This window comes from Pseudomonas sp. TH15 (genome assembly GCF_016651105.1).
Classification (GTDB): domain Bacteria; phylum Pseudomonadota; class Gammaproteobacteria; order Pseudomonadales; family Pseudomonadaceae; genus Aquipseudomonas.
In genome coordinates, this window is sequence record NZ_JAEKEL010000001.1 from 4,753,844 (window position 1) to 4,778,519 (window position 24,676).

A 24,676-nucleotide genomic window follows, 5' to 3' on the forward strand; every position below is an offset into this window, starting at 1 on the left:
TCGTTCGCTCAGGTCGATGGATTACGCAGCACACTTCGGTCAGCCCCCTCTCCCTCAGAGAGGGTGAGATAACTGATTGGGGGATATTGGGGAATAGCGTCGACAGAACGTGCTTTGCCGAATCCATAATCGGCTCGTTCGTTCAGGTCGATGGATTACGCAGCACACTTCGGTCAGCCCCCTCTCCCTCAGATAGGGTGAGGTAACTGATTGGGGACTATTGCGGAGTTACGCCGATTTGAACGTGCTTTGCCGAGCCCATAATCGACTCGTTCGTTCAGGTCGATGGATTACGCAGCACACTTCGGTCAGCCCCCTCTCCCTCAGAGAGGGTGAGATAACTGATTGGGGGATATTGGGGAATAGCGTCGACAGAACGTGCTTTGCCGAATCCATAATCGGCTCGTTCGTTCAGGTCTATGTTTTACGCTGCACACTTCGGTGAGCCCCTTCTCCCTCAAAGAGGGTGAGGTAACTGATTGGGGATTATTGCGGAGTTACGCCGACTTGAACGTGCTTTGCCGAATCCATAATCGGCTCGTTTGTTCAGGTCTATGTTTTACGCAGCACACTTCGGTCAGCCCCTTCTCCCTCAAAGAGGGTGAGGTAACTGATTGGGGAATATTGCGGAATTACGCCGACTTGAACGTGCTTTGCTGAATCCATAATCGACTCGTTCGTTCAGGTCGATGGACTACGCAGCACACTTCGGTCGGCGCCCTCTCCCTCAGTGAGAGTGAGGCTGATTGGGGATTATTGCGGAGTTACGCCGATTTGAACGTGCTTTGCCGAGCCCATAATCGACTCGTTCGTTCAGGTCGATGGATTACGCAGCACACTTCGGTCAGCCCCCTCTCCCTCAGAGAGGGTGAGATAACTGATTGGGGAATATTGCGGAATTGCGCCGACTTGAACGTGCTTTGCCGAGCCCATAATCGACTCGTTCGTTCAGGTCGATGGACTACGCAGCACACTTCGGTCGGCCCCCTCTCCCCCTGGGAGAGGGTTGGGGTGAGGGTTTGCCGTTAAACGACTCAATCCAGCCAGGACCAGAGCGCCAACCAGCAAGACCCCGATCCCCAAAAACGCGCCATAGCCCACCACTGTCACGCTGGAATACAGCATGTACAGGCACAACCCGAAAAACAGCAACGGTAACAGCGGATACAACGGCACCTTGACCGGTCTCGGCACGTCGGGAAATCGTCGGCGCAGGATGATCAATGCCACGCTGCTCAGGCTCAGAAACAGCCAATACACCGGGGTCAGGTACTCGACCATGGTGTTGAAGCCGCTTTGGGTGAAGCTACCGAACAGCACCAGCAGTAACGCCACCGCGCCCTCGGCGAGCAATGCTTTGCGGGGCACCCCGTGACGATCATCCCAATCACCAAAGCTGCGCAATTGCGGCACATCGCGGGCCGCGGCGTAGGTCGTACGGGCACCGACCAATAGCGTCGAATTGATGGTGGCGATGGCGGCAATGCCGACCATCAGCAAAATCAGTACCACGCCGGGAGCACCGAATGCGCGGTTCAACAACTCCACCGCCGGTGCGTTGCTCGCTGCCAGCCCGGCAAAACCCAGGCCTTGAACGAACGCCCAGTTAAGCGCCAGGTAGATGATCATCAACACGGTCAGGGCACCGAGCATGGCGATGAAAATGCCCCGTCGTCCGTCGCGCACTTCCGCCGATAACGTCGCGGCATCGCTCCAGCCGCCGAACGCCAGAAACACGAAAATCATCGCCGCCGAGAACCCGGCCATGCCGGTGTGTTCTGCTACAACCGGGCTGCTCGGCGCGGGCGGCTCGATGCCTTGCCACGCCAAAAAACACCGGCGCTGGCAATGCTCAAAAAGCCCAGTGCGAGCAGCCCGACCAGCAACGTCTGAGTGATTAAGCCGATGTGTTTGCCGGTGAGATTAAGCAGCACCAGCGCCGCAATCACCGCACCGGCAAACAGCCCCGAGCCGTACGGCCCCAATGGCACCACGGCATTGAAGTAATCGGCAAACATGAACGCCGACAACGCAATCCACCCCGTGTGCATCACCGAAAAACGCGACCAGGCAAACAGGAACCCCATGCGCTCGCCATACGCCGTGCGCAGAAAGTGATAGTCGCCGCCAGGATGCGGAAACGCCGTGGCCATTTCGGCAAAACACAGCGCGCCGATCATCGACGCCACACCACCGAGCACCCACACCAGGTAGAAATGCTCGGGGCCGACGTTAAGCGCCACGGTCGGCGCGGTTTTCAGGATGTCGGTGGTGATCACCATGCCAAGCGTGATCAGCAGCGCCTGAAAAACCGCCAGATGCCGCCCCGGCCCCGCGCTAGAAGCCGTAGGTGGCGCGAGCGTAGTAGTAGGCGCCGTTGGTACCGATCGGCGACAGCACGTCATACGGCAGGTTGCCGCCGTAGTTGATTTCCGACTTGGAGCGCTCCGGGTAGTTGTCGGTCAGGTTGTTGCCGCCCACGGCAATGTCGAATTTTGGCGTGAATTTGTATTGCACCTCGGCATCCAGCTGCCAGACCGCGCCATAGGTTTGCTCCGGCTGGGAGTCGCCGAAATCAAAGACCCGCGTGGTCTCGCCCTGCCGCGTCAGACGCCCGAGCAGGCCCCAATGCTGACTGGCCCAATTCGCGGAAATCATGAAGCGATCCTTGGGTGCTGCGTCGGTCAGGGTGTTGCGCTCCTCCACCCCCACCAGCGCGTCGCTGCCAATGCCCAGCGCGGTGAGCTGCGAAGGTGTGCCCTTGGTGTTAGTGACTTTGGTGTGGTTGTAGGTGTAGGCCGTGGTCAACCCCAGCAGCCCTTCGTACAACGGCTGATGGTAGTTGAGCACCAGTTCGGCGCCGTCGGTGCGGGTGTCGGCGGCGTTGGTGAAGAAGTTCACGTCGTGCACACCGGCCACACCAAAGTTGTCGTTGATGTACTGCTCCAGGGCATCACTGCCGATGCGCTGGGACAGGGTCACCCGATCCTTGACGTCGATGCGGAATACGTCGAGGGACGCATCAAAGCGTTCACTCAGTTGCGCAGTCAGGCCGAGGCTGAAGTTCTTCGAGGTTTCCGGGTCGAGCTTCTGGGCTCCGAGGGCGCGGGCAATCGGGTCGTTGACGGAAAGCACGCGAATGTCCGTGAGTGTGCCGCCCGTTCCGAAGTTACTGGTAGTGCTCTGAAAGCCGACCTGTGCCAGGGACGGCGCGCGGAAGTTGTTCGAGACTGCACCACGCAGCGCCCATTGATCGGTGAGGCGATAACGGCCACTGAGCTTGCCGGTAAGTTTGCTGCCGGCGTCGTCGTAATGCTCCCAGCGCGTGGCGGCGTCGACGAAAAAGCGGTCAGTCAGATCGCCGGACAACTCGGCATACGTGCCGAATACATTGCGATCCAGATTCACCTCTTCGCTCGGGCGCAAACCGTTGGCGCCGTCGGCCCCGGTGCCGATGTACGAGGCTTCGTCGCCAGCGTAGGTCAGGTAGTTTTCGTAGCGATATTCACTGCCCACGGCCAGCACGAACGAACGCTCGGCCAGGCGCAGCTCGCGGGTGAAATCGAGGTTGGCGGTGGTCTGGCGCAGTTCGTATTCACCCGTGTCAAAACGCGTTGGCGACTCAGCGCCCAAGCTCACGTTGAGGGTGCGTCGAGTGGCCGAATCAAAGTGGTTGCGGCCGTGGGTGACGCTGCTGTCGAAGTCCCAGTTATCGCCAATCAGGCCCTTGAAACCGGCCGTGGCGGACAGGTCCTGATTGTCGCCGAGGGACTGCGGCAGAAATCCGTTGGGGTAGAACTGCGGCTGCTCGGATGGGTAGCGGTAGAACTCGGCGCCGGTGGTGTGGCGCTGGTTGTAGGTGCCGAACGAGTACGCCTTGCCACCGGCCAGGGGCAATTCGGAGTTGAACCAGGCATTGACGTCCCGCGCGATGCCGTCGCCCATGACGTAGTTGCGCTGGCCCGGCGTATCGGCGAAGCCATCGAAACCGGCACGGTTGGTCGGGTCGCGATCCTTGTACTCAGTGCCGCCGCGAATGAACCCGCCCTCCTCGCCAAGGCGCGTGCCGACCTTGGCGGTGGTCATGCTGTTCTGGCCGTCGGTGGTGGTCCTGCCGATGGCATCCTGATGGGTGTGGTAGGCGCCGTAAGTGGTGGAGATTTCGCCACCCTCCGGGGCGTCGTCGAGAATGATATTGATCACCCCGGCAATCGCATCGGAACCGTATTGTGCACCGGCACCGTCACGCAGCACCTCGATGCGTTTGATCGCGCTGATGGGAATCGAGTTGAAGTCCACCGGCGCCGTGCCGCGGCCGATCTTCGACGAGTCATTGACCAGCGCCGAGGTGTGCTGGCGCTTGCCGTTGACCAGCACCAGCACCTGATCGGGGCTCATGCCACGTAACTGCGCCGCCCGCACATGGTCAGCGCCGCCGGAGTTGGATTGACGCGGAAAACTGAATGACGGCAGCAACGTCTGCAACGCCTGACCGAGTTCGCCGCCGCTGGCACCGGCCGACTTGAGGTCCTCGGCGGTCAGCACGTCCACCGGCACCGGCGAATCCAGCACCGTGCGGGCAGTTCCGCGGGTGCCGGTGACCAGCACGGTACCCAACCGTGTGTCGTCGTCGACACGGGCGGAAGTTTCTTCGGCCTGCGCGGGAAGTTGTGTGATTGCTGTGACTACAGCAGCGGCGAGTAATGAACGAGAACGGTGATACATGGAACAGCTCCTTTTATCGCAGCTAATACCCGGCCCTGCCGACCATAAAAAAGTCGGCAACAAGTGCACGGCAATGTCTGCTGTAGTTTTAATAATCCGGAAGGCAGAAAAGTGCTTAGTTGCCAGACAGGCAAGCACTCAAGTGGATGAACTCCAAAGTCAATAAACGCCCCATGAGCCCATGCTAGAGGAGCGGCGGGTTCGCTCAAAAGAACCAATAACGCTTAGGTTATATCGCCCTTATCGACTGTATACAGAGCAACACAAGTGTTGCTGGAGAAACACTGAAAGCAACTAACCGGCAAACTCCAAAAACCAGCAATTTGATCATCAACGGCATCAATCATCCGGTCACTAACAGTGATTGGACGCCCTGTAAAGTTACCTATAACCTGCGCTGATCCGCCGTTTTAATTGCAGCTTTCACTGCGTCGAGACTGTCATGTCAAAGCGCGTCATCAGCGATGGTTACGACCGCAGCGTCGACTGTCCGGACAGGTCGGTGACCGACCGCTGCGACTTCCGCCATTTCGCTGCTTAACCGGGATCGCACAGCATGATCGTCAGACCCAAGGTCAATCAGTTCGCCATTCTCTTCACCCTCAAGGGTTCGATTGCCAAACGCATCGCCCTGCGCACGCTGATGGTCACGCTGCTGGCTTCGGCCATCGTGCTGATCGAAATCCTCCACCCGAGCAATTTCACCAAGGTCAACGCCACGCCGTTTACGCTGCTGGGGTTGTCGCTGTCGATCTTCATGAGTTTTCGCAACAACGCCTGCTATGACCGTTGGTACGAAGCGCGCAAAGCCTGGGGCGAAGTGATCGTGCACATTCGCTCGGTGATTCGCGAAACCCACGTCATTCGCGAGTCCGTTCAGCGCAAACCGTTATTGCTCAACCTGTGTGGATTCGCCCACGCGCTCAACGCACGCTTGCGCAGAGAAAGCGAAGCCGAGGCCAGCAGCGCCTGGGTCATGCCGATACCGGATGCGCAAACACCGGATTACAGCGCACGGATCCTGCAGCAGGTTGGCCAGCAATGTTCCGATTTGCATGAACGCGGCGATCTGAGCGAATGGCGCTACATGCTGTTGGCCAACCACCTGACCAGCCTCACCCAGGCACAAGCAGTGTGCGAGCGGATCAAGACCACGCCGCTGCCCTTCCCCTACACCCTGTTGCTGCACCGCACGATTTATCTGTTTTGCATCCTGCTGCCGTTCGCCATGGCCGAGCCGCTGGGCTGGTTGACGCCGCTGTTCACCGCCATTGTCAGCTACACATTTTTTGGCCTGGATGCGATTGCCGATGAGCTGGAAGATCCGTTTGGCCGCGATGAAAACGATTTGCCGACCGATGCACTGGTACGCACCATCGAGCGCGATATTCTCGCGGAACTCGGTGAAGAGCTGCCGCCGGCGTTGAAACCGGTCGACTACATCTTGAGTTGAGCGCGTTGCACAGCGCCATCGACGCTCAACCCGCTGAGAATTACACCATTGGCCTGCACTTCAGGCAGTTCCGCCAACGCGCTCAGCGCCTCATGTTTGAGTCGCGCCAGAATCAGCAGCTTGCCTTCCTGATGCACCCGCAGGAAAAACCCTTCCAGCACTTCGATACTGGTGCCATCCAGGTCCGGCGATTCTTCCAGACTGAGAATAATCGTATGCACCGGCGGCGACGCATGCCGCGCCAGCCGCAGCGCACCGCCCAAAATACGCTCCACGTTGGCGAAAAACAGTGCCTCGCTGGGCCGCACGATCAGCACGCCGGGTATCTCCTGAGCGTCAGGATGGCGTTGCACATCGACGTAATCGTGACCACTGCCCATTTGCCCCAGCACTTGAATATCCGCCGACGACATCTGTTTGAGCATCAGCACCACACTGATCGCCACCGCCACCAGCAAGCCGTCCAGCACGCCCAGCACCAACACCGCCGCTACCGCGCAGATCACCAGCACCCGATCGCGGCGCCAGATGAAATAGCGGCCCAATGGCTGCAGGCTCAAGCCGCGCGCCAAGGCATGAATGACAATGGCAGCCAAAATCGGCTCGGGGGTCAGGGCAATGTAGGGCAGCACCGTCAAGACGATCAGCAACACCACCACCGCTGCGACCACGCCGGACAGACGTGAACTGGCACCTGCCGCCTCATTGGCCGACGTCGCCGAGTAACCAGCGCCCGCCGGCATGCCATGGAACAGGCCGGACAACAGATTCGCCGCACCGAGGGCCAGCAGGTCGCGGTTCGACGACACCCGGTCGCCATGCTTGAGCGCAAACGAGCTGATCGAGCCATAGGATTCGGCGTACAGAATCATCACCATCGCAAACGCCAATTCCCCCAGGCGCAGCCAATCGGCAAACGGCAACACCGGCAGACGCGGCACTTCCAGGCTCAGGTCGATCACGCCGATCAGCTTCACCCCGTAGGCCGGCAGGTTCAGCCATTGGCTAGCCGCAATTCCCAGCGCCACCACCAGCAAACCGCCCGGCACTCGCCGGAACCGCGCGCACACCCACAACACCAGCAGTGCCACGGCTGCGACCAATAAGCCGACCCGATTCCACTGCGGCCACTGTTCCAGCAGCTGTGGGACGAATCGGATCAAGTTGCTGTTGCTCAAGTGCACGTCAACGATGCTCGCGACCTGCTTGAGGATGATGGTCACCGCCAGGCCAAACGCAAAGCCGCGCAGCACCGGTTTGGCGATAAACGAGGTCACGCTGCCCAGCTTCAGCAGCCCGGCCAGCAGGAAGAGCCCGCCCGTTATCAGCACCAGGCCGATCGCCAGGGTCATGCGCAAGGCCGGATCAGCGCTGGCCAGGGTCGCAGTGGCGGCGGCCAGTACCGCCGCCGAAGACGAGGTCGCCGAGACAATCGCAAACCGGCTGGTGCCCAGCAGCGCGTAGCACAGCAAACCGGCAAACAACGCAATCACCCCGGCTTGGGGCGGCACGGCGGCGATGCTCGAATAGGCCACCGCCTCCGGCAACAGCAAACCGGCAATCGACAGCCCGGCCAACAGATCCTGCCAACGGTTAGGGGTGTCGGTACGGGGTTGCACCGATGCGCCTTGAGCACGAGCCATGCAGCGTCTCCAGAGAAAGATCCACACGCTCTACGACGCGTAAATTCAGGCTCTAGCGTAGCCGTTTATCCGGTTGGATGTGTGCTCTGAGTCAGGTGCTGAGCGCAGGCCATAAAAAACGCCGCTCCCTTTGCAAGGAGCGGCGTTTTTTATGCCTTCAGAATCAAAAGATCGCAGCCTGCGATCTTTTGATCTTAAGCCGTCAACGAATAGATCAACGCCGAAATCGCCACCAGGCCCACCGCCGTCACGAAGACATTGGACGCCTGACCGCGATAACGCGCCATCGCCGGCACTTTGCGGATCGCATACATCGGCATCAGGAACAGTATCGACGCGATGATCGGGCCACCGAGTGTTTCGATCATGCCGAGGATGCTTGGGTTCAGGGTCGCGACGATCCAGCACACCACCAGCATGAACGCGGCGGTCATGCGGTCCAGGGCTTTAGGCGAAGGACGCTTGCCGCTTTTGACGATCAAGCCTTTAAGACCTTCGCTGGCGCCGATGTAGTGCCCCAGGAACGACTTGGAAATCGCCACGAAAGCAATCAACGGCGCCGCGAAGGCGATGGTCGGGTTGCTGAAGTGGTTGGCCAGGTACGACAGGATCGACAGGTTCTGCGCCTTGGCTTCGGCCAGTTGCGCCGGGGACAAGGTCAGCACGCAACTGAAGACGAAGAACAGCACCATCACCACCATCAAGGCGTGGGCGCGGGACAGGATCTGCGAGCTGCGCTCTTCTGCGTGTTCACCGTAACGACGCTTCTGGTCCACGGCGAACGCCGAGATGATCGGCGAGTGGTTGAACGAGAACACCATCACCGGAATCGCCAGCCACAAAGTGTGCAGCAGCGCAGACGGTGCAGGCAGCGTGGACGCGGTGCTGAGGATGCCGCCGTTCCAGTGCGGAATCAGGAACACCGCCAAAAACAGCAGCGCGACGATAAACGGATACACCATCAGGCTCATGGCCTTGACGATCACCTGCTCGCCACAACGCACCACCGCCAGCAGGCCGAGGATCAGCACAAACGACAGAATCGCCCGTGGCGGCGGCATGATGTGCAGTTGATGCTCGAGGAAGCTGCCCACGGTGTTGGTCAGCGCCACACTGTAGATCAACAGGATCGGGAAGATCGCGAAGAAGTACAGCAAAGTGATCAGCGCACCAGCCTTGATGCCGAAGTGTTCTTCCACCACTTCAGTGATGTCCGCGCCTTCGCGGCCGGACAACACAAAGCGGGTCAGGCCACGGTGTGCGTAAAACGTCATGGGGAACGCCAGCACCGCCAAGACCATCAACGGCCAGAAACCGCCCAGGCCCGCGTTGATCGGCAAAAACAACGTACCGGCCCCGATCGCCGTGCCAAACAGGCCCAGCATCCAGGTGGTGTCATGGCGATTCCAGCTCTCAAGGGTCGCTGGTGCCGCCGCTACATAGCGTTCGTCGACGCTATTGGCCTGATCATTCATCCGGTGGGATCTCCACATTCCGGTCAGTTGCTACCCGGTCAGGACGAGTCGGAAAAACCCGACAGGCAGCGCCCTGGCCGAAACAGGGGCGCGATTCTCCGGGATAAATGAGCAGAAGCAAAGACTTAGCTGAGGAATGGTTATGCGGATCAGATTAGCGGGATGTCGTTTTTGGGAAAATGTCTGTCGCCACAAGGTATGCGTGGTGTCGTTTTCTGGCAAGCGCCAATGCCGAATGAGAGAAGAAGATTTTGATCAGATCAATCGAGCCAGGATGAATCCAAGTGACATGCAAAAGATTCCGAAAGCCAGCATGCCCCAGACTGGATACATGTCGGCCTTATTCTTGAGACGCACTCTTTCAGCCCATTCATCGTGCTCTCGGTCTGATCGCTCCATCATGGCCTTACGGTCAAATGTGTTCATGCTGATTCCTGTTTGAGTCATGGATCTGATTGTTGTGAGGCGCCTGCTCAAAACTTGAAAAAAACACCCGCTACTGCCGTGACTGCAGTCACCACGCCACCTAATACTGCAAGCGGATACAGACTTGTTTCCCTCGTTAGTTTTTTGGCCTCCGCCAGCAGCTTTTGCCTTTCCGCCACAAGTTTGCGTATTTCATTCATTAGCCTTCGAGTTCCAGGTGTTCTCGGTCGTTCTGAAGCATGCGCCTTCCTTGGCTGTTGGCAGTGACTGCCAGGCCTACTTTGTACCCCTCCATAGTTTCGTATTCAGCACCTGCCAGATAGCGGATGAATCCGGCAGTTTTGTAGGCAATATCCGGGAGTCAGGTAGGCCGACTCATACAACGTCGCTGTAGAGACTGCTGCGGTGCCAATCGCCCCGCCGCAAGCCAGGCCTACTCCGTTGGCAGCCATTGATCGAGCACTTGGTTGCAAGACCTGATACCCATTCAAGCCGTTAAACTTGACGCTTCAAATCATTGCCCAATGCAAACGGTTCTGGATTTAGTTCGGGTGCTGCTTTGACCTTCCATCGAAGGGTCTCCCTGAACATCAACACTTTCAGTGGTATTACATTCTTGCATGGCCGGTTTTGCGGTTTGTTGCTGCCAATTTCGATCCTGCTGAGCCTGCCAGTCAGCCGCCGCTTTCTTGCGCTGCTGATCGGAGATCATCATGCAGTTTGCAAAGGCAGTAGAGCCTTGGGCGTAGCCATAATTCGAACAGGTTTGCCGATCTTCCGCCGCTTGTTGCTCAGCGCTGATGCACCCGCTTAGCGTGGCAAAAGCACAAACGATAATGAAACCTGAAGTAATCGATAACACCGCAGACCGATAAGACTCATTCATATCAATTTACCCGAGATACGATCAGTAAAAGCCTCAGGGGCTGCACGTCCTGTTCCGCTTTCCTGATGCCTGTCCAAGGGCCGCATACCTATTTACAAGCAAAAATCCACAGCGTCGGCGCTGCTGGGCAGGTCACAAAATTCGGTATAGTACAGCCAACATGCAAACATCTACCGCCGGGCGATTATTAACGGCGAGCAGGAGCAAATCTGACGAGTGGCAATTATCGCGCCTGCTCGCAAAAGCCTCCGGCCCAACACTGAATACTTTCAATTTAGCCAACATCATCTAGCGTGAATGAGTCCCCTATCCACGGAGCCGTCTCATGCCTCTCGTTCGCGTCGAAATCAGAAAAAACCCCGATCCCACCTTCGCAAAACGCATCGGCGAGCAGATTTACGCCGCCATGCGCAGCGCGATCGGCGTGCCGGAACACGATAATTTCCAGATCCTGGCAGAGCACGATGAGCAGCATTTCATCTTCGACACCCAATACCTGGGCATCCAGCGCACCGACAACCTGGTGGTGATCCAGATCACGATGAATGAAGGCCGGACCCTGGAGCAGAAAAAACTGCTCTACAAGACCATTGCCGAGAGCCTGAACAGTGAACTGGCGGTGCGCCTGGAAGATGTTTTCATTAATCTGGTGGAAGTGAAGAAAGAGAACTGGTCGTTTGGAAACGGGATTGCCCAGTACGCCAGTTGACAGCCCGTGGACGCCGCCAGCATGATCGGCCTCATGAACCTTTCTGCGCTGAACCTCACCCGTACCACCACGACCGCTTCCGGCGGGTCGTGGGGTGGCTGGCTGAGATAATCCCAGCGCAGTAAACCCAAGGCCCCGCCAGCAATGGACGGGGCCTTGTTGTTTCTCCCGTCCGTTCGGCACTTCACGGAGAAACACCTATGTCATCGGCACTTTTGATCATTGATATGCAGGTCGGGCTGTTCAACGGCCCGGACAAGCCCCACGACGGCGAGCGCTTACTGGCCAACATCCAGCAGCTCATTCGCCAGGCCAGGGCGCGCAAGGTGCCGATCTATGCCGTGCGCCACACCGGCCCTCAAGGTTCACCGATCGAGGCTGGCAGTCCTTTTTGGCAGTTGCTGCCCGATCTGGAGCTGAATGCCAGCACTGATATCTTGTTCGACAAGGGCAAACCCAATGCCTTTTTCGCCACATCGCTTGCGCAGCAGTTGCGGGCTGGCGGAATCGACGAGCTGTTCATCGTCGGCATGAAAACCCAGTACTGCATCGACAGCACCTGCCGAGCGGCAGCTGATCTGGGGTTCAATCCGGTGCTGGTGGCCGATGCCCATACTTGCATGGACACGCCTGCGCTGCCGGCCCGGGCAATCATCGAGCACCATAACGCGACCCTCGGCGGCGCGTTCGCCCGATTGATCAACAGCGCCGACGTGACCTTCTGACGAAGCGCCCGCGCGCTCCCCGTTTCAGCTCCTACACTGGCTGAAACGGGGCAACGCTCGGCCATTGCCAAACCGCTCTGGAATCAGCAATCTGCACCCATATTCGAGCCCCCGACATTCCGATGCCCACAGGAGCCCAGCATGACCGCAACCGTTCTGGTATTGGTTGAAACCATCAATGACTACCTGCCGATTCTCGAGCATCAGGGCTTTCACCTGATCCTGGCGCCGACGCCTGCCGAGCGCGCCCAAGCCATCGCCACTCACGGCGCCCGTATCGATGCCGTGCTGACGCGTGGCCCGTTGGGTCTGTACGCCGAAGAAATCGCCGCCCTGCCCGCCCTGAAAATCATCTGCGTGATCGGCGCCGGTTACGAACACGTCGACCTGCAAGCCGCCAGCGACCGTGGCCTCACCGTCACCAACGGTGCCGGGGTCAACGCCTCTTCGGTGGCTGACCACGCCATGGCGTTGCTGTTGTCGCTGGTGCGCGATATTCCCCGAGCCGATGCCGCCGTGCGCCGTGGCGAATGGCCGAAAATCATGCGCCCGTCCCTTGCCGATAAACGCCTGGGCATTCTCGGGCTCGGCGCGGTCGGCATGGCCATCGCCAAGCGTGCCGCCAATGGTTTCGACATGAGCGTGAGTTACCACAACCGCCAGCACCGCAGCGACGTGCCCTACAGCTACTGCTCGACGCCGACAGAACTGGCGCGGGCGTCGGACTTCCTGGTCGTCGCCACCCCCGGCGGGCTCGGCACCCAACACCTGATCAATCGACAGGTGCTGGACGCGCTGGGGCCGAAAGGTTTCCTGGTCAACATTGCCCGGGCCAGCGTCGTGGTCACGGCAGACCTGATCAATGCACTGGAACAACGCAGGATCGGCGGCGCGGCACTCGACGTTTACGACCACGAGCCTAAGGTACCCGATGCCCTCAAGGCCTTGACTAACGTGGTCCTGACGCCGCATGTCGCCGGGCTATCGCCGGAAGCAACCCAAGGCACCGTGGAATTGGTGGGTAAAAACCTGGTGGCGTTTTTCTCCGGGCGACCGGTCCTCACCCCGATCGCCCTCCCGCCAAGACTCAGCAGCCAGAGGGTGCACTGACGCGTAGGAGCTGCCGCAGGCTGCGATCTTTTGATCTTATAAAAGCAGAATCAAAAGATCGCAGGCTGCGGCAGCTCCTGCATGAACGGTGTCTTGTGCCTATTCGAAACGCTGATTATCCAGCAACACGCTAACCTATAAGACCGAGCCGTGCTTGTGGCACGCCCGTCTCACCATTAGATTAGCCAATGATGTCTGGCCTCCAAAATAAGCAGAAGGGATAAGCATGGCGCTTACTGACCAGTCCACCCGTATCCGCTCCGGCGAAGAACTCGATGCCAGCCTGATCGATCCGTACCTCAAGGCCCATATTCCGGGTTTAAGCGGCATACCTGCGATCAGCCAGTTTCCGGGCGGTGCGTCGAACCTGACCTACTTGCTGGAATACCCCGAGCAGGAATTCGTCCTGCGTCGTCCGCCGTTTGGCCACAAGGCCAAGTCCGCTCACGACATGGGCCGCGAATTTCGCATCCTTAATCAACTCAAGGACGGCTTCCCGTACTGCCCCAAGGCCTACGTGCACTGCACCGACGAATCGGTGATCGGCGCCGAGTTTTATGTGATGGAGCGGGTCAACGGCATCATCCTGCGCTCGGATCTGCCGCCTGAACTCGGTCTGGATGCCACCAAGACCGAGGCCTTGTGCAAAAGCTTCATCGACAAGTTCGTCGAACTGCACCAAGTCGACTACAAGGCCTGTGGCCTCGCCGACCTCGGTAAACCCGAAGGCTACGTGGCGCGGCAGATCAAAGGCTGGAGCGAACGCTACGAGAAAGCCCTGACCCCCGACGCGCCGCAGTGGGACGTGGTCAAGGCCTGGCTCAACGACAAAATGCCGGCCGACCACCCGACGTCGAGCATCGTCCATAACGACTACCGCTTCGACAACGTAATCCTGGACCCGGACAACCCGATGCAGATCATCGGCGTGCTCGACTGGGAACTGACCACCCTCGGCGATCCGCTGATGGATTTGGGTAACACCCTCGCCTACTGGATCGAGGCCGGCGACCCGGCGCCGGTGCAACTGATGCGCCGCCAGCCGAGCCACGCGCCGGGCATGCTGACCCGCCGCGAATTCGTCGACTACTACGCCGAGCGCTCCGGCATTCAGATCGACAATTTCGACTTCTACTACACCTACGGTCTGTTCCGCCTGGCCGGCATCGTGCAGCAGATTTATTACCGTTTCTTCCATGGTCAGACCCAGGACAAACGCTTCGCGCAGTTCATTCACATGAACAAACTGCTGGAGCAGATGAGCTTGCAGGTCATCCAGAAATCCAGCCTTTGATCCAGGCCCCCTAATAAGACTTTTTATAAGAGAATCCCATGTCCAAGACTCAGTTGTTCGACCTCGACGGCAAGATCGCTTTTGTCTCCGGTGCCAGCCGCGGCATCGGTGAAGCCATCGCCAAACTGCTGGCCCAGCAAGGCGCCCACGTGATTGTTTCGAGCCGCAAACTCGACGGCTGCCAACACGTGGCCGACGCGATCATCGCCGCTGGCGGCAAAGCCACCGCCATCGCCTGCCACATCGGCGAAATGGAACAGATCACCCAAGTCTTCGCCAGCATCCGCGAACAATTCGGGCGCCTGGACATCCTGGTCAACAACGCCGCAACCAACCCGCAGTTCTGCAACGTGCTGGACACCGACCTCAGCGCCTTCCAGAAAACCGTCGACGTGAACATCCGCGGTTACTTCTTCATGTCGGTCGAAGCCGGCAAGCTGATGCGCGAGAACGGTGGCGGCAGCATCATCAACGTCGCGTCGATCAACGGCATTTCGCCGGGGATCTTCCAGGGCATCTACTCGGTGACCAAAGCGGCGGTGATCAACATGACCAAAGTCTTCGCCAAGGAATGCGCGCAATTCGGCATCCGCTGCAACGCCCTGCTGCCGGGCCTGACCGACACCAAATTTGCCTCGGCACTGGTGAAAAACGATGCGATCCTCAAGCAGGCGTTGACCCAGATTCCGCTCAAACGCGTGGCCGATCCGAGCGAAATGGCTGGCGCGGTGTTGTATCTGGCCAGCGATGCATCGAGCTACACCACGGGCGTCTCGCTGAATGTCGACGGTGGTTTCCTGTCCTGACCCCCACTGAAACACGAACCTGTAGGAGCTGCCGCAGGCTGCGATCTTTTGATCTGTCTTTTAAAAACAAGATCAAAAGATCGCAGCCTGCGGCAGCTCCTACAGGTTATGGGGTCAGACTTGCACTTTGGGCAGTTGCCAGCCGAAGTGCACCGAGAGCAAGCGCAAGGCTAAACACACCGCCCCCGCCAACAACGCCGCCGCTACCGGCGAAACACCCAGCCTGCGGCCGATGATCAACACCGCCGCCCCTACAAACGCCGAACTGGCATACAAATCCGCCTGCAGCACCACCGGTATCCGCGCCAGCACGATGTCGCGCAACACCCCGCCACCGACGCCCGTGACCGTGCCCATCAGCATCGCCACAAACGGCGTGATCCCGAAGTTCAGGGCCTTCTGCGCCCCGGCCACAGCAAACAGCGCCAGCCCCGCCGCATCCAGCACAATCAGCGTCGAACCGGACCAACCCAGCACCTGTTGATGACAGACAAACGCCAGGCCACCCATGAAAAACGCCAACGCCGGATAGCGCCAATCCGCCACCGCATTGGGTGGCGTGGCGCCGATCAACAGATCACGGGTGACCCCGCCGCCGAGGGCAACGATGAACGCAATCACCATCACCCCAAGCAAATCGAGCTGACTGCGCATCGCCGCAATCGCGCCTTCCACGGCAAACACCGCCGTACCGGCCAGATCGGCCACCAGCACAATCCGCTCAACCCGGGACTTACGCCCAGCCGGTGCTATTGCGTGACGCAACGGGTAGTGGTGATGTGACGAGTGACTTGCCCGTCGACGTACATATCGCCGACGACCTCAGTGTTTTCCAGCACCTGACACGTGCGTTCCGGCGGTGGTGGAGGCGCTACGGGTGGAGGCGGTGGCGGACTGGCACAACCCGCCAACAACACAGCAAAAAAGCCAACGGCAACACGCGTTTCCCAAGATTGTTCATAGGACGACCCGCGAGAAATGAGAGACAAACTCCCGCAATCAAACCGACCACGGAAGACCTGACCACTCATTCTTTATAGCCGAGGTGGCTGCAAGCGCCAGAAAACCGGGTGGATTGGGGGAAGTGGCTGTCGATTTCGGGGTGGGGAGCGGGAATTTGTTTGACCGTTGCGCCGCCATCGCCAGCAGGCTGGCTCCTACAGTTGGATTGAGTGCATTCAGTTAGAAATCGGCCCGACGGACGCCATCGCTGGCGAGCCAGCTCCCACAGAACAGCGGAAGCAACAGATCGCAGCCTCCGGCAGCTCCTACACAGGATGAGCGTTAGCTCGGCTGCAGCTCTTGATCTACCCGCCCCTTCGGGAGGCTGAGCGGAGGTGTTCATCCGGGGATTGGCGCGCAGCGCTGTTCGACGCAGTCGAACACATTGCATGTAGGTCGTAGCGAAGCAGACCGGAGGGCAATGCCCCCGGATGAATACCGTAACGAAGGAACGCCGAGCCTAAGCGAGGGGCCGGACGCTCGGGGCGAGCCTTTTTTTGCTTACTTTTTTTGGCGTTTGAAAAAAAGTGAGTCGCCGTAAGGGCGAACCCCTAAGTAGCCGTTACCGCAGAAACGGATATACACCCAAAAGCAACAGATCGCAGCCTTCGGCAGCTTCTACATGATGGGTTCAAGCCAGGTCGGGGTCTCGGGAGGAGCGCAGGGAATTGCTTTCGAGCTCATAACGCAGCTCTTCAATTAAAGCTTCGACAGACTCAGGCGTACGCAAGCCATTGAGTTTCAACCCGCTGATCACCAGATCCACCTGCCCTGACACCGGATGATAAAGCTTCACCGTCAGCGAATGATCACCATCCACCAGACACTCACACGCCAGCGGCGAAAAACTCTGCTCGAGCTGAGCGCGCAACTGCGCAAGGTTCATCATTGAGGTTGTTCCTTTAGCTGCTTCGAAGGGACACGATCACGCAAAAAAGACACGCACCGTACCCCACCAGACTAAGAACCACCCGCCCCCATCAGAACCTCAATTTGCACCGTTGCGACTAGTGCATTTGCACCTTATCGCTGGCCCTTCGGCCGCCATTCACTGGAGAACAAACCGCGCTCCCGCGCCCAGACAATCGCCTCGCTGCGACTGTGCACATCGAGTTTGGAATACACCGTGGCGACATGATTGCGCACCGTGTTCGGCGCCAGTTTCAGGCGCGCGGCGATTTCCTTGTCGGCCAGGCCTTCGCAGATAAGCCCAAGCACATCGCGTTCCCGGGCGGTCAGGTCGGTGAAGGAGACGCTGGGCATCTTCGGCGAGTTGACGTTCTTCACGTTGGCGAGTTTTTCGATCAGGGTGCGGCTGAACCAGGACGCGTCCTTCATCACCTCTTCGATCGCTGACACTAACTCCAGCTCTGTGCGTTTGCGCTCGGTGATGTCCATAAACACCAACAGATAGCAAGGGTTGTCCTGAATGTTCACGGTGTCGGCCGAGACGGTGCACTCAATCAGCTCGGCGCCCTTCTTGCGCACCCGAACATCGACGCGATCCAGCCTGCTAGCCTTCTCCAGCGCAGCAAACAGCCGCGTGCGAGCACCCTTGTCATCGATAAAGTCGATCTCTGCCACGGTCTTGCCGAGCACTTCTTCACTGGGGTAAGCGAGGGTTTCGAGGAAGGCTTCGTTGACGTCGATCACCAACTGATGCTCGGCGCTGCACACAAGTGTCGGCACCGGGGTCAGGCGAAAGGCCTTGGCGAAACGCTCTTCACTTTGACGCAGGGCAAGCTCGACCTTGTGCCGTGGTTCCATGTCGACGAAGGAAAACAGCATGCAGTCTTCTTCGTTAAGCTCCAGGGGTTGCCCGGCCACGATCACCTGTTTGCTGCCGCCGTCGGCCAATTTAAGCTCGGCCTGCATTTGCGGAATCGTCGCGTGCTCGCGCAGACGATCAATCGCCAGGTCTTTCTTTTCCGCGCCTTCGAGGATGTCCAACTCGTAGGTCGACACGCCGATCACCTGATCTCGCGTGTAGCCAGTCATTTCCAGGAAGCCTGAATTGACCTTGATGTAACGCAAATCGCTGAGACGACAGATCACCGCCGGGGCCGGGTTGGCGTTGAAGGTCTTTTCGAAACGCTGTTCGGCGCTGGCCCACTCGGTGACGTCGTTCATGATCAACACCAGGGATTCCGGTGCACCAGCGCTGTCGGCCAGTTGCATACTGCGCACGCTGTGAACCCACATCCGCGTCTCGTCATCGGCCGGCGTCACTTCCACCAGTACGTCGCTGAAGATTTCACCTCGAGCGATGCGGCTGATCGGGTAGTTGTCCGTCGGCACCGGGTGATTGTTGCGATAGCGCAAGGCGAAACGCTGGGCGTACTCCTCGGCATTGGCGCCCAACTCGTCGATCTCGCTGACACCATGCATTGCCAGCGCGGCGGCATTGGCCCAGAGGATAGTCTGGTTGAGCTCCAGCAAAATCACCCCGTCCGACAAACCAGCGATGATCTGCTGCAACTGGCGACGATTGGTTTCGGTGGTCAGGACGTCCTGGCTCATTGGCTCTCCACAAGTGTTGCGCCCATGTGAAGAGTACGACCGCAGCCAATCGTGATCGTGCACCTCTATTCGCACACAACACATCCCCATGTGGGGTGGGGTTCGATCAGTTCTCGGAGGGTGTCGAGGAATAGCTTGAGCACTGGCGAGGCGTCGTCGGCGCGGTAGGTGACGTACAGCGGCACTTCCGGCAACGCCGGAGTCAGGCGCCGGAACACCAGGCCGACCGGGGCCATTTGCTCGATGGAGGCCGGCAGCAACGCGACGCCGAACCCGGCTCGCACCAGGCTGAGCAAGGTTTGCACTTCGATCACTTGCTGACGGATTTGCGGCGTGAACCCGGCCTTGATGCAGCACTGATAGAGAAAATCAGCAAACCGCGACTGCTTCAGCTCCAGCGCCACAAACGGCTCCTGCGCCAGGTCCGCCGGCGCCAGGCTTTCGCGTTGGGCCAGCGGATGGTCGGCCGGCATGACCACCCGGATCGGCTCGTAGATCAGCAGTTCGTTGCGTAACTGCGGATCATCGGAACCGACCCGAAAAACGCAGGCATCGATGCGTTTGGCCTTCAACGCCTTGACCTGAGCCGCCGGAGTCATCTCATGCAGACGCCAGTTGACCTGTGGATAGCGCTCGCGAAACAGGTGCAGCGCCCGGGGCAACACACCGACCATCACCGAACTGATCATGCCGATTTCCAGTTCCCCCAACTGCCCGCGACCAGTCTGCCGGGTCAGGTCCAGTGCGCGGTTCAGTTGCTCGAACACCAGCGGCGCCTGTTCCTTGAGCATCTGCCCGGCCGCCGTTAGCTCAACGCGGTGATGGCTGCGCTCGAACAGCGGTGTGCCGAGTTCTTCTTCCAGCAAACGAATCTGCTGGCTCAGCGGCGGCTGGCAAATGTGCAAGCGCTCAGCGGCGCGACCGAAGTGCAGCTCTTCGGCCAGGGCCATGAAGTAACGCAGCAAGCGCAGGTCCATGGTGGTTTATCCCAGAGTCAGTGGTGTCGAGCGTTGGCGCACACCGGTCAGGCTGAACAACGCATTGGCGATGGCCGGGGCCACTGACGGGCTACCGAGTTCACCGACGCCGCCGGGTTTGCTCGGCTCTCCGTCCAGCACCAGGATGTCCGTGGCGGGCATGTCCGACATCCGCGTGACGCGGTAGTCGTGAAAATTGCTCTGCACCACCCGGCCTTGTTTGATGTCCATGCGATCGAACAACGCGTGGCCGAAACCCCACATCAGGCCGCCGTAGATTTGCTCCTCGACCCCGCCGGGCGACACTGCCAAACCACAATCGACCACGCAGGTCAGCTTGTCGACCTTGGTCACGCCGTCCTGTTTCGACACTCTGGCCACTATCGCGATGAAACTGGTGTAACCCTGATTGGTGGCGATCCCCAGCGCAGTGCCTTCCGGCAACGACTGGCCCCACCCTGCGCGTTCGGCGGCGCTTTTGAGCACCGCGACATGCCGGGGCCGGTCTTTCATGTTGGCCAGGCGAAACGCCAACGGATCTTGCCCGGCACCATGGGCGAGTTCGTCCATGAAGCTTTCCACGGCGAACACGTTGGGAATGAAACTGACCGAGCGATACCAGCCGCTGGGCACGTTGCTTTCGTGTTTGACCCAGGCCAGATCCAGGTGCGGCGCACGGTAGGCAAAATCCCACGCGGTGATGGCTTCGGTGGTGCTGTAGTCCATTTTGTCCGGGCGCTCGAAATAGCCCGGCTCCCATTGTTCCGGCGAGGCTGGCGACACGGCATTGAGTTGCAACGCGGTCAATCGGCCCTCGGCGTCCAGCGCGCCTTTGGCCCGATGCAAGGTTGCCGGGTGCATGAACAACGCGCGCATTTCATCTTCACGGCTGTTCATCAACTTGACCGGGACTTTGGCCTGTTGCGCCAGGTACGCCACTTCGAACAGCCAGTACTTGGACTCTCGGGCACCGAAGCTGCCGCCGGACACCAACTCGTTGATCGTCACCTTGTCCTTGGCGATCTTGCACACGGTTTCTGCGGCCTCAAGCGCCGACGACGGCACCTGAACCCCGCCCCAGTAAGTGATCCCGTTGCCCTTGATGTGTGCGGTGATGCAGATCGGTTCCAGCGGATTCTGCACCTTGTACGGCATGCGGTAATCGGCTTCGAGCAGCTTCGCGGCGTTGGGCCATTGGGCGCTTACATCGCCTGCGGTCATCGCGGTGACACGCTGCGCGGTTTTGTCGTCGAGCGCTGCAATCTGGGCCTTCGCCAGCTCATCACTGTCGAACCCGGCCAACGGTGACTCGCTCCATTGCACGTTAAGCACGGCTCGGCCCTGATGAGCAGCCCAATAATTGTCGGCGAGCACCGCGACGCCTTCCAGATTGCCGCCGAGCACATCTGGTCGGCCGGGAATCGCAATCACTTTGCGCACGCCCGGTACTTGCAACGCGGCTATGGAATCGACCGAAAGCACTTTCGCCCCAATCACTGGCGCACGTTGAATCACCGCCACCAGCATCTCTGGCAACAGCACATCGATGCTGTACTTGAAACGCCCACAGACCTTGGCCGCCGCATCCCGTTTATGCCGCAGTTTGCCGATGTATTTGAACTGCGCCGGGTCTTTCAATGTGACCTTGGTGGGTGCCGGCAAGTGGGCGGCGACAGTGACCAGTTCACCGTAGCCGAGGCTGCGCTTGCTGGCGCCATGCAACACATGACCGTCCTCAGTGGTGCAACTGTCGGGGCTGACTTTCCATTGCTTGGCCGCCGCTGCAATCAACAGCACCCGTGCAGTGGCACCGGCCATGCGCAAGCGATCGTATTCCAGGGAAACACTGGTGCTGCCCCCCGTGGAAAAGACCTTCCAGACCGGATGAATGTAAGCCTCGAAAAATGGATTTTCCGGGGTGATCACTTGCACGGTCATCGGGTTGACGTCCAGTTCCTCAGCCACGCACGCAGCCAGCGCAGTCTGAGTCCCGGTGCCGGAATCATGCTTGTGCACCACCAGTTTCACCGTGCCATCGGGCAGCACGCGGACCCAGGCGTTAGGTTCGAAGTCACCTGGCGTTGCCGCAATTCCCGACGGCAAATGGAACGAGATCGCCAGCCCCGCCGTCACGGTGGCCGATTGCTTAAGAAAAAGTCGGCGCGAGAGATTGGTCATCACGCCTCCTTCGGCGCAGAGGCTGCGCGTTTGATGGCTTTGTTGATCCGTCCGTAAGTGCCGCAACGGCACACGTTGCCGGACATGGCGTTGCGGATAGAGTCGTCGTTCACCGCCGCCCCGGTATTGAGCAATGCGGCGGCGGACATGATCTGCCCGGATTGACAGTAACCGCATTGCGGCACATCTTCGGCAACCCAGGCCAATTGCAGCGGATGCTGTTCGGTGGGCGACAAGCCTTCGATGGTGGTGATGTGGTGCCCCGCCACAGCGGCGACCGGCAGTTGGCAGGAACGCACCGCGACGCCGTCCAGGTGCACGGTGCACGCGCCACACAGGCCCATGCCGCAACCGAACTTGGTGCCGGTGAGTTTCAAGTGGTCACGCAACACCCATAACAAGGGCATGGAGGGCGACGCCTCTACCAGCTCGCGTCGTTCGCCGTTTACCGTGAATTCGATCATTGTCAGGCTCCAAGAGAGCGGCCCGTCTTTGTGCGGGCCTGGTCATCGATTATTGGAAGCCTGCGCAACAGCGGGCCAGCGACGATTTCTGCCATCGTGTGTAAGTAGGACTAACAGCATGTACAAGCGATACCCGTCGGTGCAGTCCATGAGCGCGTTTATCCAGGCAGCCCGCAGCGGCAGCTTCTCCAGCGCCGCGCGCAAACTCGACCTGACCCACAGCGCCATCAGCCAGCAGATCCGTTCGTTGGAAGATTTCATCGGTCAACCGTTGTTCGTGCGTGAAGGCGGCGGCAGCAACCTGACCGATGCCGGGCAGTTGTTTGCCAGCGTGTTGTCCGACGGGTTGGCGCAGATTGATCGGGCACTGTCCTCGGTGAAAAACCGGTGCGTGGCGCAACGGCTGACCATCGATGTGGACAGTGAACTGGCCCAGAGCTGGCTCAATCCACGCTTGCCGGAGCTGCTGGATTTGTTGCCTAAGCATGAGGTGGTGCTGCTGTCGATGCCGCGTTCGGATCGCAGCTCTTTCGAGCGAGTGGATCTGGCGTTGCGCTACGGTTATGGCGATTGGGATGATTGCGAAATGACGCAGATTTGTGCGGACAGCGTCAGGGCCGTGGCGTCGCCGGCGTTGCTGGAACGGTATGGATTGCAGGTGCCGATCAGCCCGGATCAAGTGCTGGAATTGCCTTTGCTGGGGTATACGCGCCGGTCGTGGATTCCGTGGCTGGACGCGGCGGGAATGGCTCCGGTGGAACCTGCGGCGCGGGTGGTGTTTGATAATGCGGCGAATCTGATTGCAGCGGCTGAAGCGGGTGTTGGCGCGGGGCTGGTGCGCGGCTTGCTGGCGGCGGATGCGTTGCGTTCGGGGCGGTTGATTGAGCTGAATGACGCGCAGATTCCAGCGCATTACAACCTGTATGCCGTGTGGCCTCCGGGGCAGGCTGAGCGGGTGGCGCCGGTGGTTGAGGTGATCAAGCAGTTAGCCTTGCGTACACAGGGCTGACGCTTTCGCGAGCAAGCCCGCTCCCACAGTGGATCTTCAGTGGGTGCAGGATTGGTGTCTGACACCGATCAAACTGTGGGAGCGGGCTTGCTCGCGAAGAGGCCCGCAAATCCACCACAAAAACCGACCCGATATCGAACGCATATCAACACCCCGCCCAATTAATATTGTACGAACCCAATCCCCCCTTCCAATACTTCCCCCCAAGCAACCAGCGTCCCAAGCCGGATGCGACCAGGCGAGGGAATGCGCATTCGTGCGCATAGAAATGGCCGATGACCCGGGACGTGGTTGCTGTGAGCCCAGAGGCTCCCTTCCCCGCTATCAGGAGATCGACTTCAATGATCATCGATATCAGTTGCTATCCCACCGACCTGGTGGACCTCGCCTGGAGGCATGACGGTGACCCGTTCACCGGCGAGCGTCTGCTGGAGATGATGGATGGCCCCTACATGGTCAACGGCAAACCTCGCCGCATCGACAAAGCCTTCATCCAGCCGCCCCAGGGCAACACGATTTACACCTGGACCGACGGCGACCTGACCGGTCGCGAATCCATCGACGCCTACATGGCCTACACCCTGAAAATGGTCCAGACCTACCCGGACCGTTTCATCGGCTGCTTCGTCTACAACCCGCGCTGCGGTGTGGAAAATGGCGTCGAAGCCATCGAGCGTTACGTCACCGAGCACGGCTTCAAAATGGTCCAGATGCAGGCCAACATGCACGCCTATCGCCCTGGCCGGGCACTGGATTGGGTGCGCCCGTGCTTCGAGAAATGCGCCGAGCTGGGCATCCCGGTCAAGCTGCACACCGGCGACGGGCCGTACAGCATCCCGTCGGAATGGGTGCCGATGATCAAGGAGTTCCCCAACGTCAATTTCATCATGGCCCACTTCGGGGTGCAGACCGGCGGCGTCTACGTGTTTGAACCGATGCAATGGGCGATGGAGTTGCCCAACGTCTACTGCGAATCGGGCTGGTGCCTGCAATCGCGGATCGTCGAGTTCGCCAAGGTCCTGCCGACCCACAAAATCCTCTTTGGTACCGACACCCCGCCAAACGAACCGGGCATGTGGCTGCGCCTGCTCGAAGTGCTCTGCCATGAGCCGCCGCAGGGGTTGAACCTCGACGAGGACACCCTCGAAGAGTACCTGGGCAACAACACCGCGCGGATGATCGGCCTCCAACCATCGCCACCACCGCGCACCGTCAGCGAAGCAGAGGCGCAACTCAAGCGCCCCGTCACCACTCAACTGGCCAGGAGCTGAATC

22 protein-coding genes are annotated in these 24,676 nt (G+C 59.5%); 8 read left to right on the plus strand and 14 right to left on the minus strand.

The window, feature by feature from the left end; genetic code table 11:
- Window positions 1–948: 948 nt before the first annotated feature.
- From JFT87_RS21460 to JFT87_RS21465, 3 genes are read right to left on the minus strand one after another with little or no spacing between them, the layout of a single operon-like run.
- Window positions 949–1,830: an APC family permease gene (locus JFT87_RS21460; RefSeq protein ID WP_274610086.1), complete on the minus strand. Its 882-nt coding sequence runs from the start codon at window positions 1,828–1,830 to the stop codon at window positions 949–951.
- Complete coding sequence (locus tag JFT87_RS28620; protein WP_274610087.1) at window positions 1,782–2,282, minus strand: amino acid permease; 501 nt, start codon at window positions 2,280–2,282, stop codon at window positions 1,782–1,784. The genes JFT87_RS21460 and JFT87_RS28620 overlap by 49 nt, the downstream gene beginning before the upstream one ends.
- Window positions 2,283–2,337: 55 nt before the next feature.
- Window positions 2,338–4,725 carry a TonB-dependent receptor plug domain-containing protein gene (locus tag JFT87_RS21465; RefSeq protein WP_201204382.1) on the minus strand — a complete coding sequence of 796 codons (2,388 nt, stop codon included), beginning with the start codon at window positions 4,723–4,725 and terminating at the stop codon, window positions 2,338–2,340.
- A gap of 556 nt (window positions 4,726–5,281) precedes the next feature.
- Here JFT87_RS21465 and JFT87_RS21470 point away from each other — a divergent pair.
- On the plus strand, window positions 5,282–6,178 hold the full coding sequence (locus JFT87_RS21470) for a bestrophin family protein (RefSeq protein WP_201204384.1): 897 nt from the start codon (window positions 5,282–5,284) through the stop codon (window positions 6,176–6,178).
- Here the strand turns inward: JFT87_RS21470 and JFT87_RS21475 are convergent.
- The 5 genes from JFT87_RS21475 to JFT87_RS21495 all read right to left on the minus strand — a co-directional run bounded on the left by JFT87_RS21475 (window position 6,163) and on the right by JFT87_RS21495 (window position 10,608).
- The gene (locus JFT87_RS21475; protein ID WP_201204386.1) at window positions 6,163–7,821 is read right to left on the minus strand and encodes a SulP family inorganic anion transporter; all 1,659 of its coding nucleotides are present in this window, start codon (window positions 7,819–7,821) and stop codon (window positions 6,163–6,165) included. The two genes, JFT87_RS21470 and JFT87_RS21475, sit on opposite strands and share 16 nt — an antisense overlap.
- A gap of 194 nt (window positions 7,822–8,015) precedes the next feature.
- Window positions 8,016–9,296 (minus strand): HAAAP family serine/threonine permease, encoded by a 1,281-nt coding sequence (locus JFT87_RS21480; protein WP_201204389.1) that lies wholly within the window; start codon window positions 9,294–9,296, stop codon window positions 8,016–8,018.
- A 255-nt stretch (window positions 9,297–9,551) separates the two neighbouring features.
- Complete coding sequence (locus tag JFT87_RS21485) at window positions 9,552–9,722, minus strand: hypothetical protein (protein WP_201204391.1); 171 nt, start codon at window positions 9,720–9,722, stop codon at window positions 9,552–9,554.
- 47 nt (window positions 9,723–9,769) lie between these two features.
- Window positions 9,770–9,922: a hypothetical protein gene (locus JFT87_RS21490; protein WP_201204392.1), complete on the minus strand. Its 153-nt coding sequence runs from the start codon at window positions 9,920–9,922 to the stop codon at window positions 9,770–9,772.
- 314 nt (window positions 9,923–10,236) lie between these two features.
- Window positions 10,237–10,608, minus strand: coding sequence for a hypothetical protein (locus JFT87_RS21495; RefSeq protein ID WP_201204393.1), 372 nt, complete (start codon window positions 10,606–10,608; stop codon window positions 10,237–10,239).
- A gap of 325 nt (window positions 10,609–10,933) precedes the next feature.
- Between JFT87_RS21495 and JFT87_RS21500 the strand changes: the two genes are divergently transcribed.
- The 5 genes from JFT87_RS21500 (at window position 10,934) to JFT87_RS21520 (ending at window position 15,252) form a co-directional block, all read left to right on the plus strand.
- Window positions 10,934–11,317 (plus strand): tautomerase family protein, encoded by a 384-nt coding sequence (locus tag JFT87_RS21500; protein ID WP_201204394.1) that lies wholly within the window; start codon window positions 10,934–10,936, stop codon window positions 11,315–11,317.
- A 200-nt stretch (window positions 11,318–11,517) separates the two neighbouring features.
- A complete protein-coding gene (locus tag JFT87_RS21505) occupies window positions 11,518–12,042 on the plus strand; it encodes a cysteine hydrolase family protein (RefSeq protein ID WP_201204395.1) in 525 nt (174 codons plus the stop codon).
- A 141-nt stretch (window positions 12,043–12,183) separates the two neighbouring features.
- Window positions 12,184–13,152 carry a 2-hydroxyacid dehydrogenase gene (locus JFT87_RS21510; protein ID WP_201204396.1) on the plus strand — a complete coding sequence of 323 codons (969 nt, stop codon included), beginning with the start codon at window positions 12,184–12,186 and terminating at the stop codon, window positions 13,150–13,152.
- Window positions 13,153–13,378: 226 nt separating this feature from the next.
- Entirely contained in the window at window positions 13,379–14,446 is a 1,068-nt protein-coding gene (locus JFT87_RS21515) for a phosphotransferase family protein (protein ID WP_201204397.1), read from the plus strand.
- A 38-nt stretch (window positions 14,447–14,484) separates the two neighbouring features.
- The gene (locus JFT87_RS21520) at window positions 14,485–15,252 is read left to right on the plus strand and encodes an SDR family oxidoreductase (protein WP_201204398.1); all 768 of its coding nucleotides are present in this window, start codon (window positions 14,485–14,487) and stop codon (window positions 15,250–15,252) included.
- A gap of 114 nt (window positions 15,253–15,366) precedes the next feature.
- Here the strand turns inward: JFT87_RS21520 and JFT87_RS21525 are convergent, their stop codons facing one another.
- The 6 genes from JFT87_RS21525 to JFT87_RS21550 form a co-directional block, all read right to left on the minus strand.
- Window positions 15,367–16,017: a trimeric intracellular cation channel family protein gene (locus JFT87_RS21525; RefSeq protein WP_207199787.1), complete on the minus strand. Its 651-nt coding sequence runs from the start codon at window positions 16,015–16,017 to the stop codon at window positions 15,367–15,369.
- An 868-nt stretch (window positions 16,018–16,885) separates the two neighbouring features.
- Entirely contained in the window at window positions 16,886–17,143 is a 258-nt protein-coding gene (locus tag JFT87_RS21530; RefSeq protein WP_201204399.1) for a DUF1652 domain-containing protein, read from the minus strand.
- 134 nt (window positions 17,144–17,277) lie between these two features.
- Window positions 17,278–18,774, minus strand: coding sequence for a helix-turn-helix transcriptional regulator (locus tag JFT87_RS21535; protein WP_201204400.1), 1,497 nt, complete (start codon window positions 18,772–18,774; stop codon window positions 17,278–17,280).
- A gap of 65 nt (window positions 18,775–18,839) precedes the next feature.
- Window positions 18,840–19,751, minus strand: a complete 912-nt coding sequence (locus tag JFT87_RS21540; protein WP_201204401.1) for a LysR substrate-binding domain-containing protein — start codon at window positions 19,749–19,751, stop codon at window positions 18,840–18,842.
- A gap of 6 nt (window positions 19,752–19,757) precedes the next feature.
- The gene (locus tag JFT87_RS21545) at window positions 19,758–21,929 is read right to left on the minus strand and encodes a xanthine dehydrogenase family protein molybdopterin-binding subunit (RefSeq protein ID WP_201204402.1); all 2,172 of its coding nucleotides are present in this window, start codon (window positions 21,927–21,929) and stop codon (window positions 19,758–19,760) included.
- Complete coding sequence (locus tag JFT87_RS21550) at window positions 21,929–22,393, minus strand: (2Fe-2S)-binding protein (RefSeq protein WP_201204403.1); 465 nt, start codon at window positions 22,391–22,393, stop codon at window positions 21,929–21,931. The genes JFT87_RS21545 and JFT87_RS21550 overlap by 1 nt, the downstream gene beginning before the upstream one ends.
- Before the next feature lie 118 nt (window positions 22,394–22,511).
- Between JFT87_RS21550 and JFT87_RS21555 the strand changes: the two genes are divergently transcribed.
- Together JFT87_RS21555 and JFT87_RS21560 are read left to right on the plus strand one after the other, a co-directional pair.
- On the plus strand, window positions 22,512–23,402 hold the full coding sequence (locus JFT87_RS21555; protein WP_201204404.1) for a LysR substrate-binding domain-containing protein: 891 nt from the start codon (window positions 22,512–22,514) through the stop codon (window positions 23,400–23,402).
- A 341-nt stretch (window positions 23,403–23,743) separates the two neighbouring features.
- Window positions 23,744–24,673, plus strand: a complete 930-nt coding sequence (locus tag JFT87_RS21560; protein ID WP_201204405.1) for an amidohydrolase family protein — start codon at window positions 23,744–23,746, stop codon at window positions 24,671–24,673.
- Window positions 24,674–24,676 lie beyond the last annotated feature (3 nt).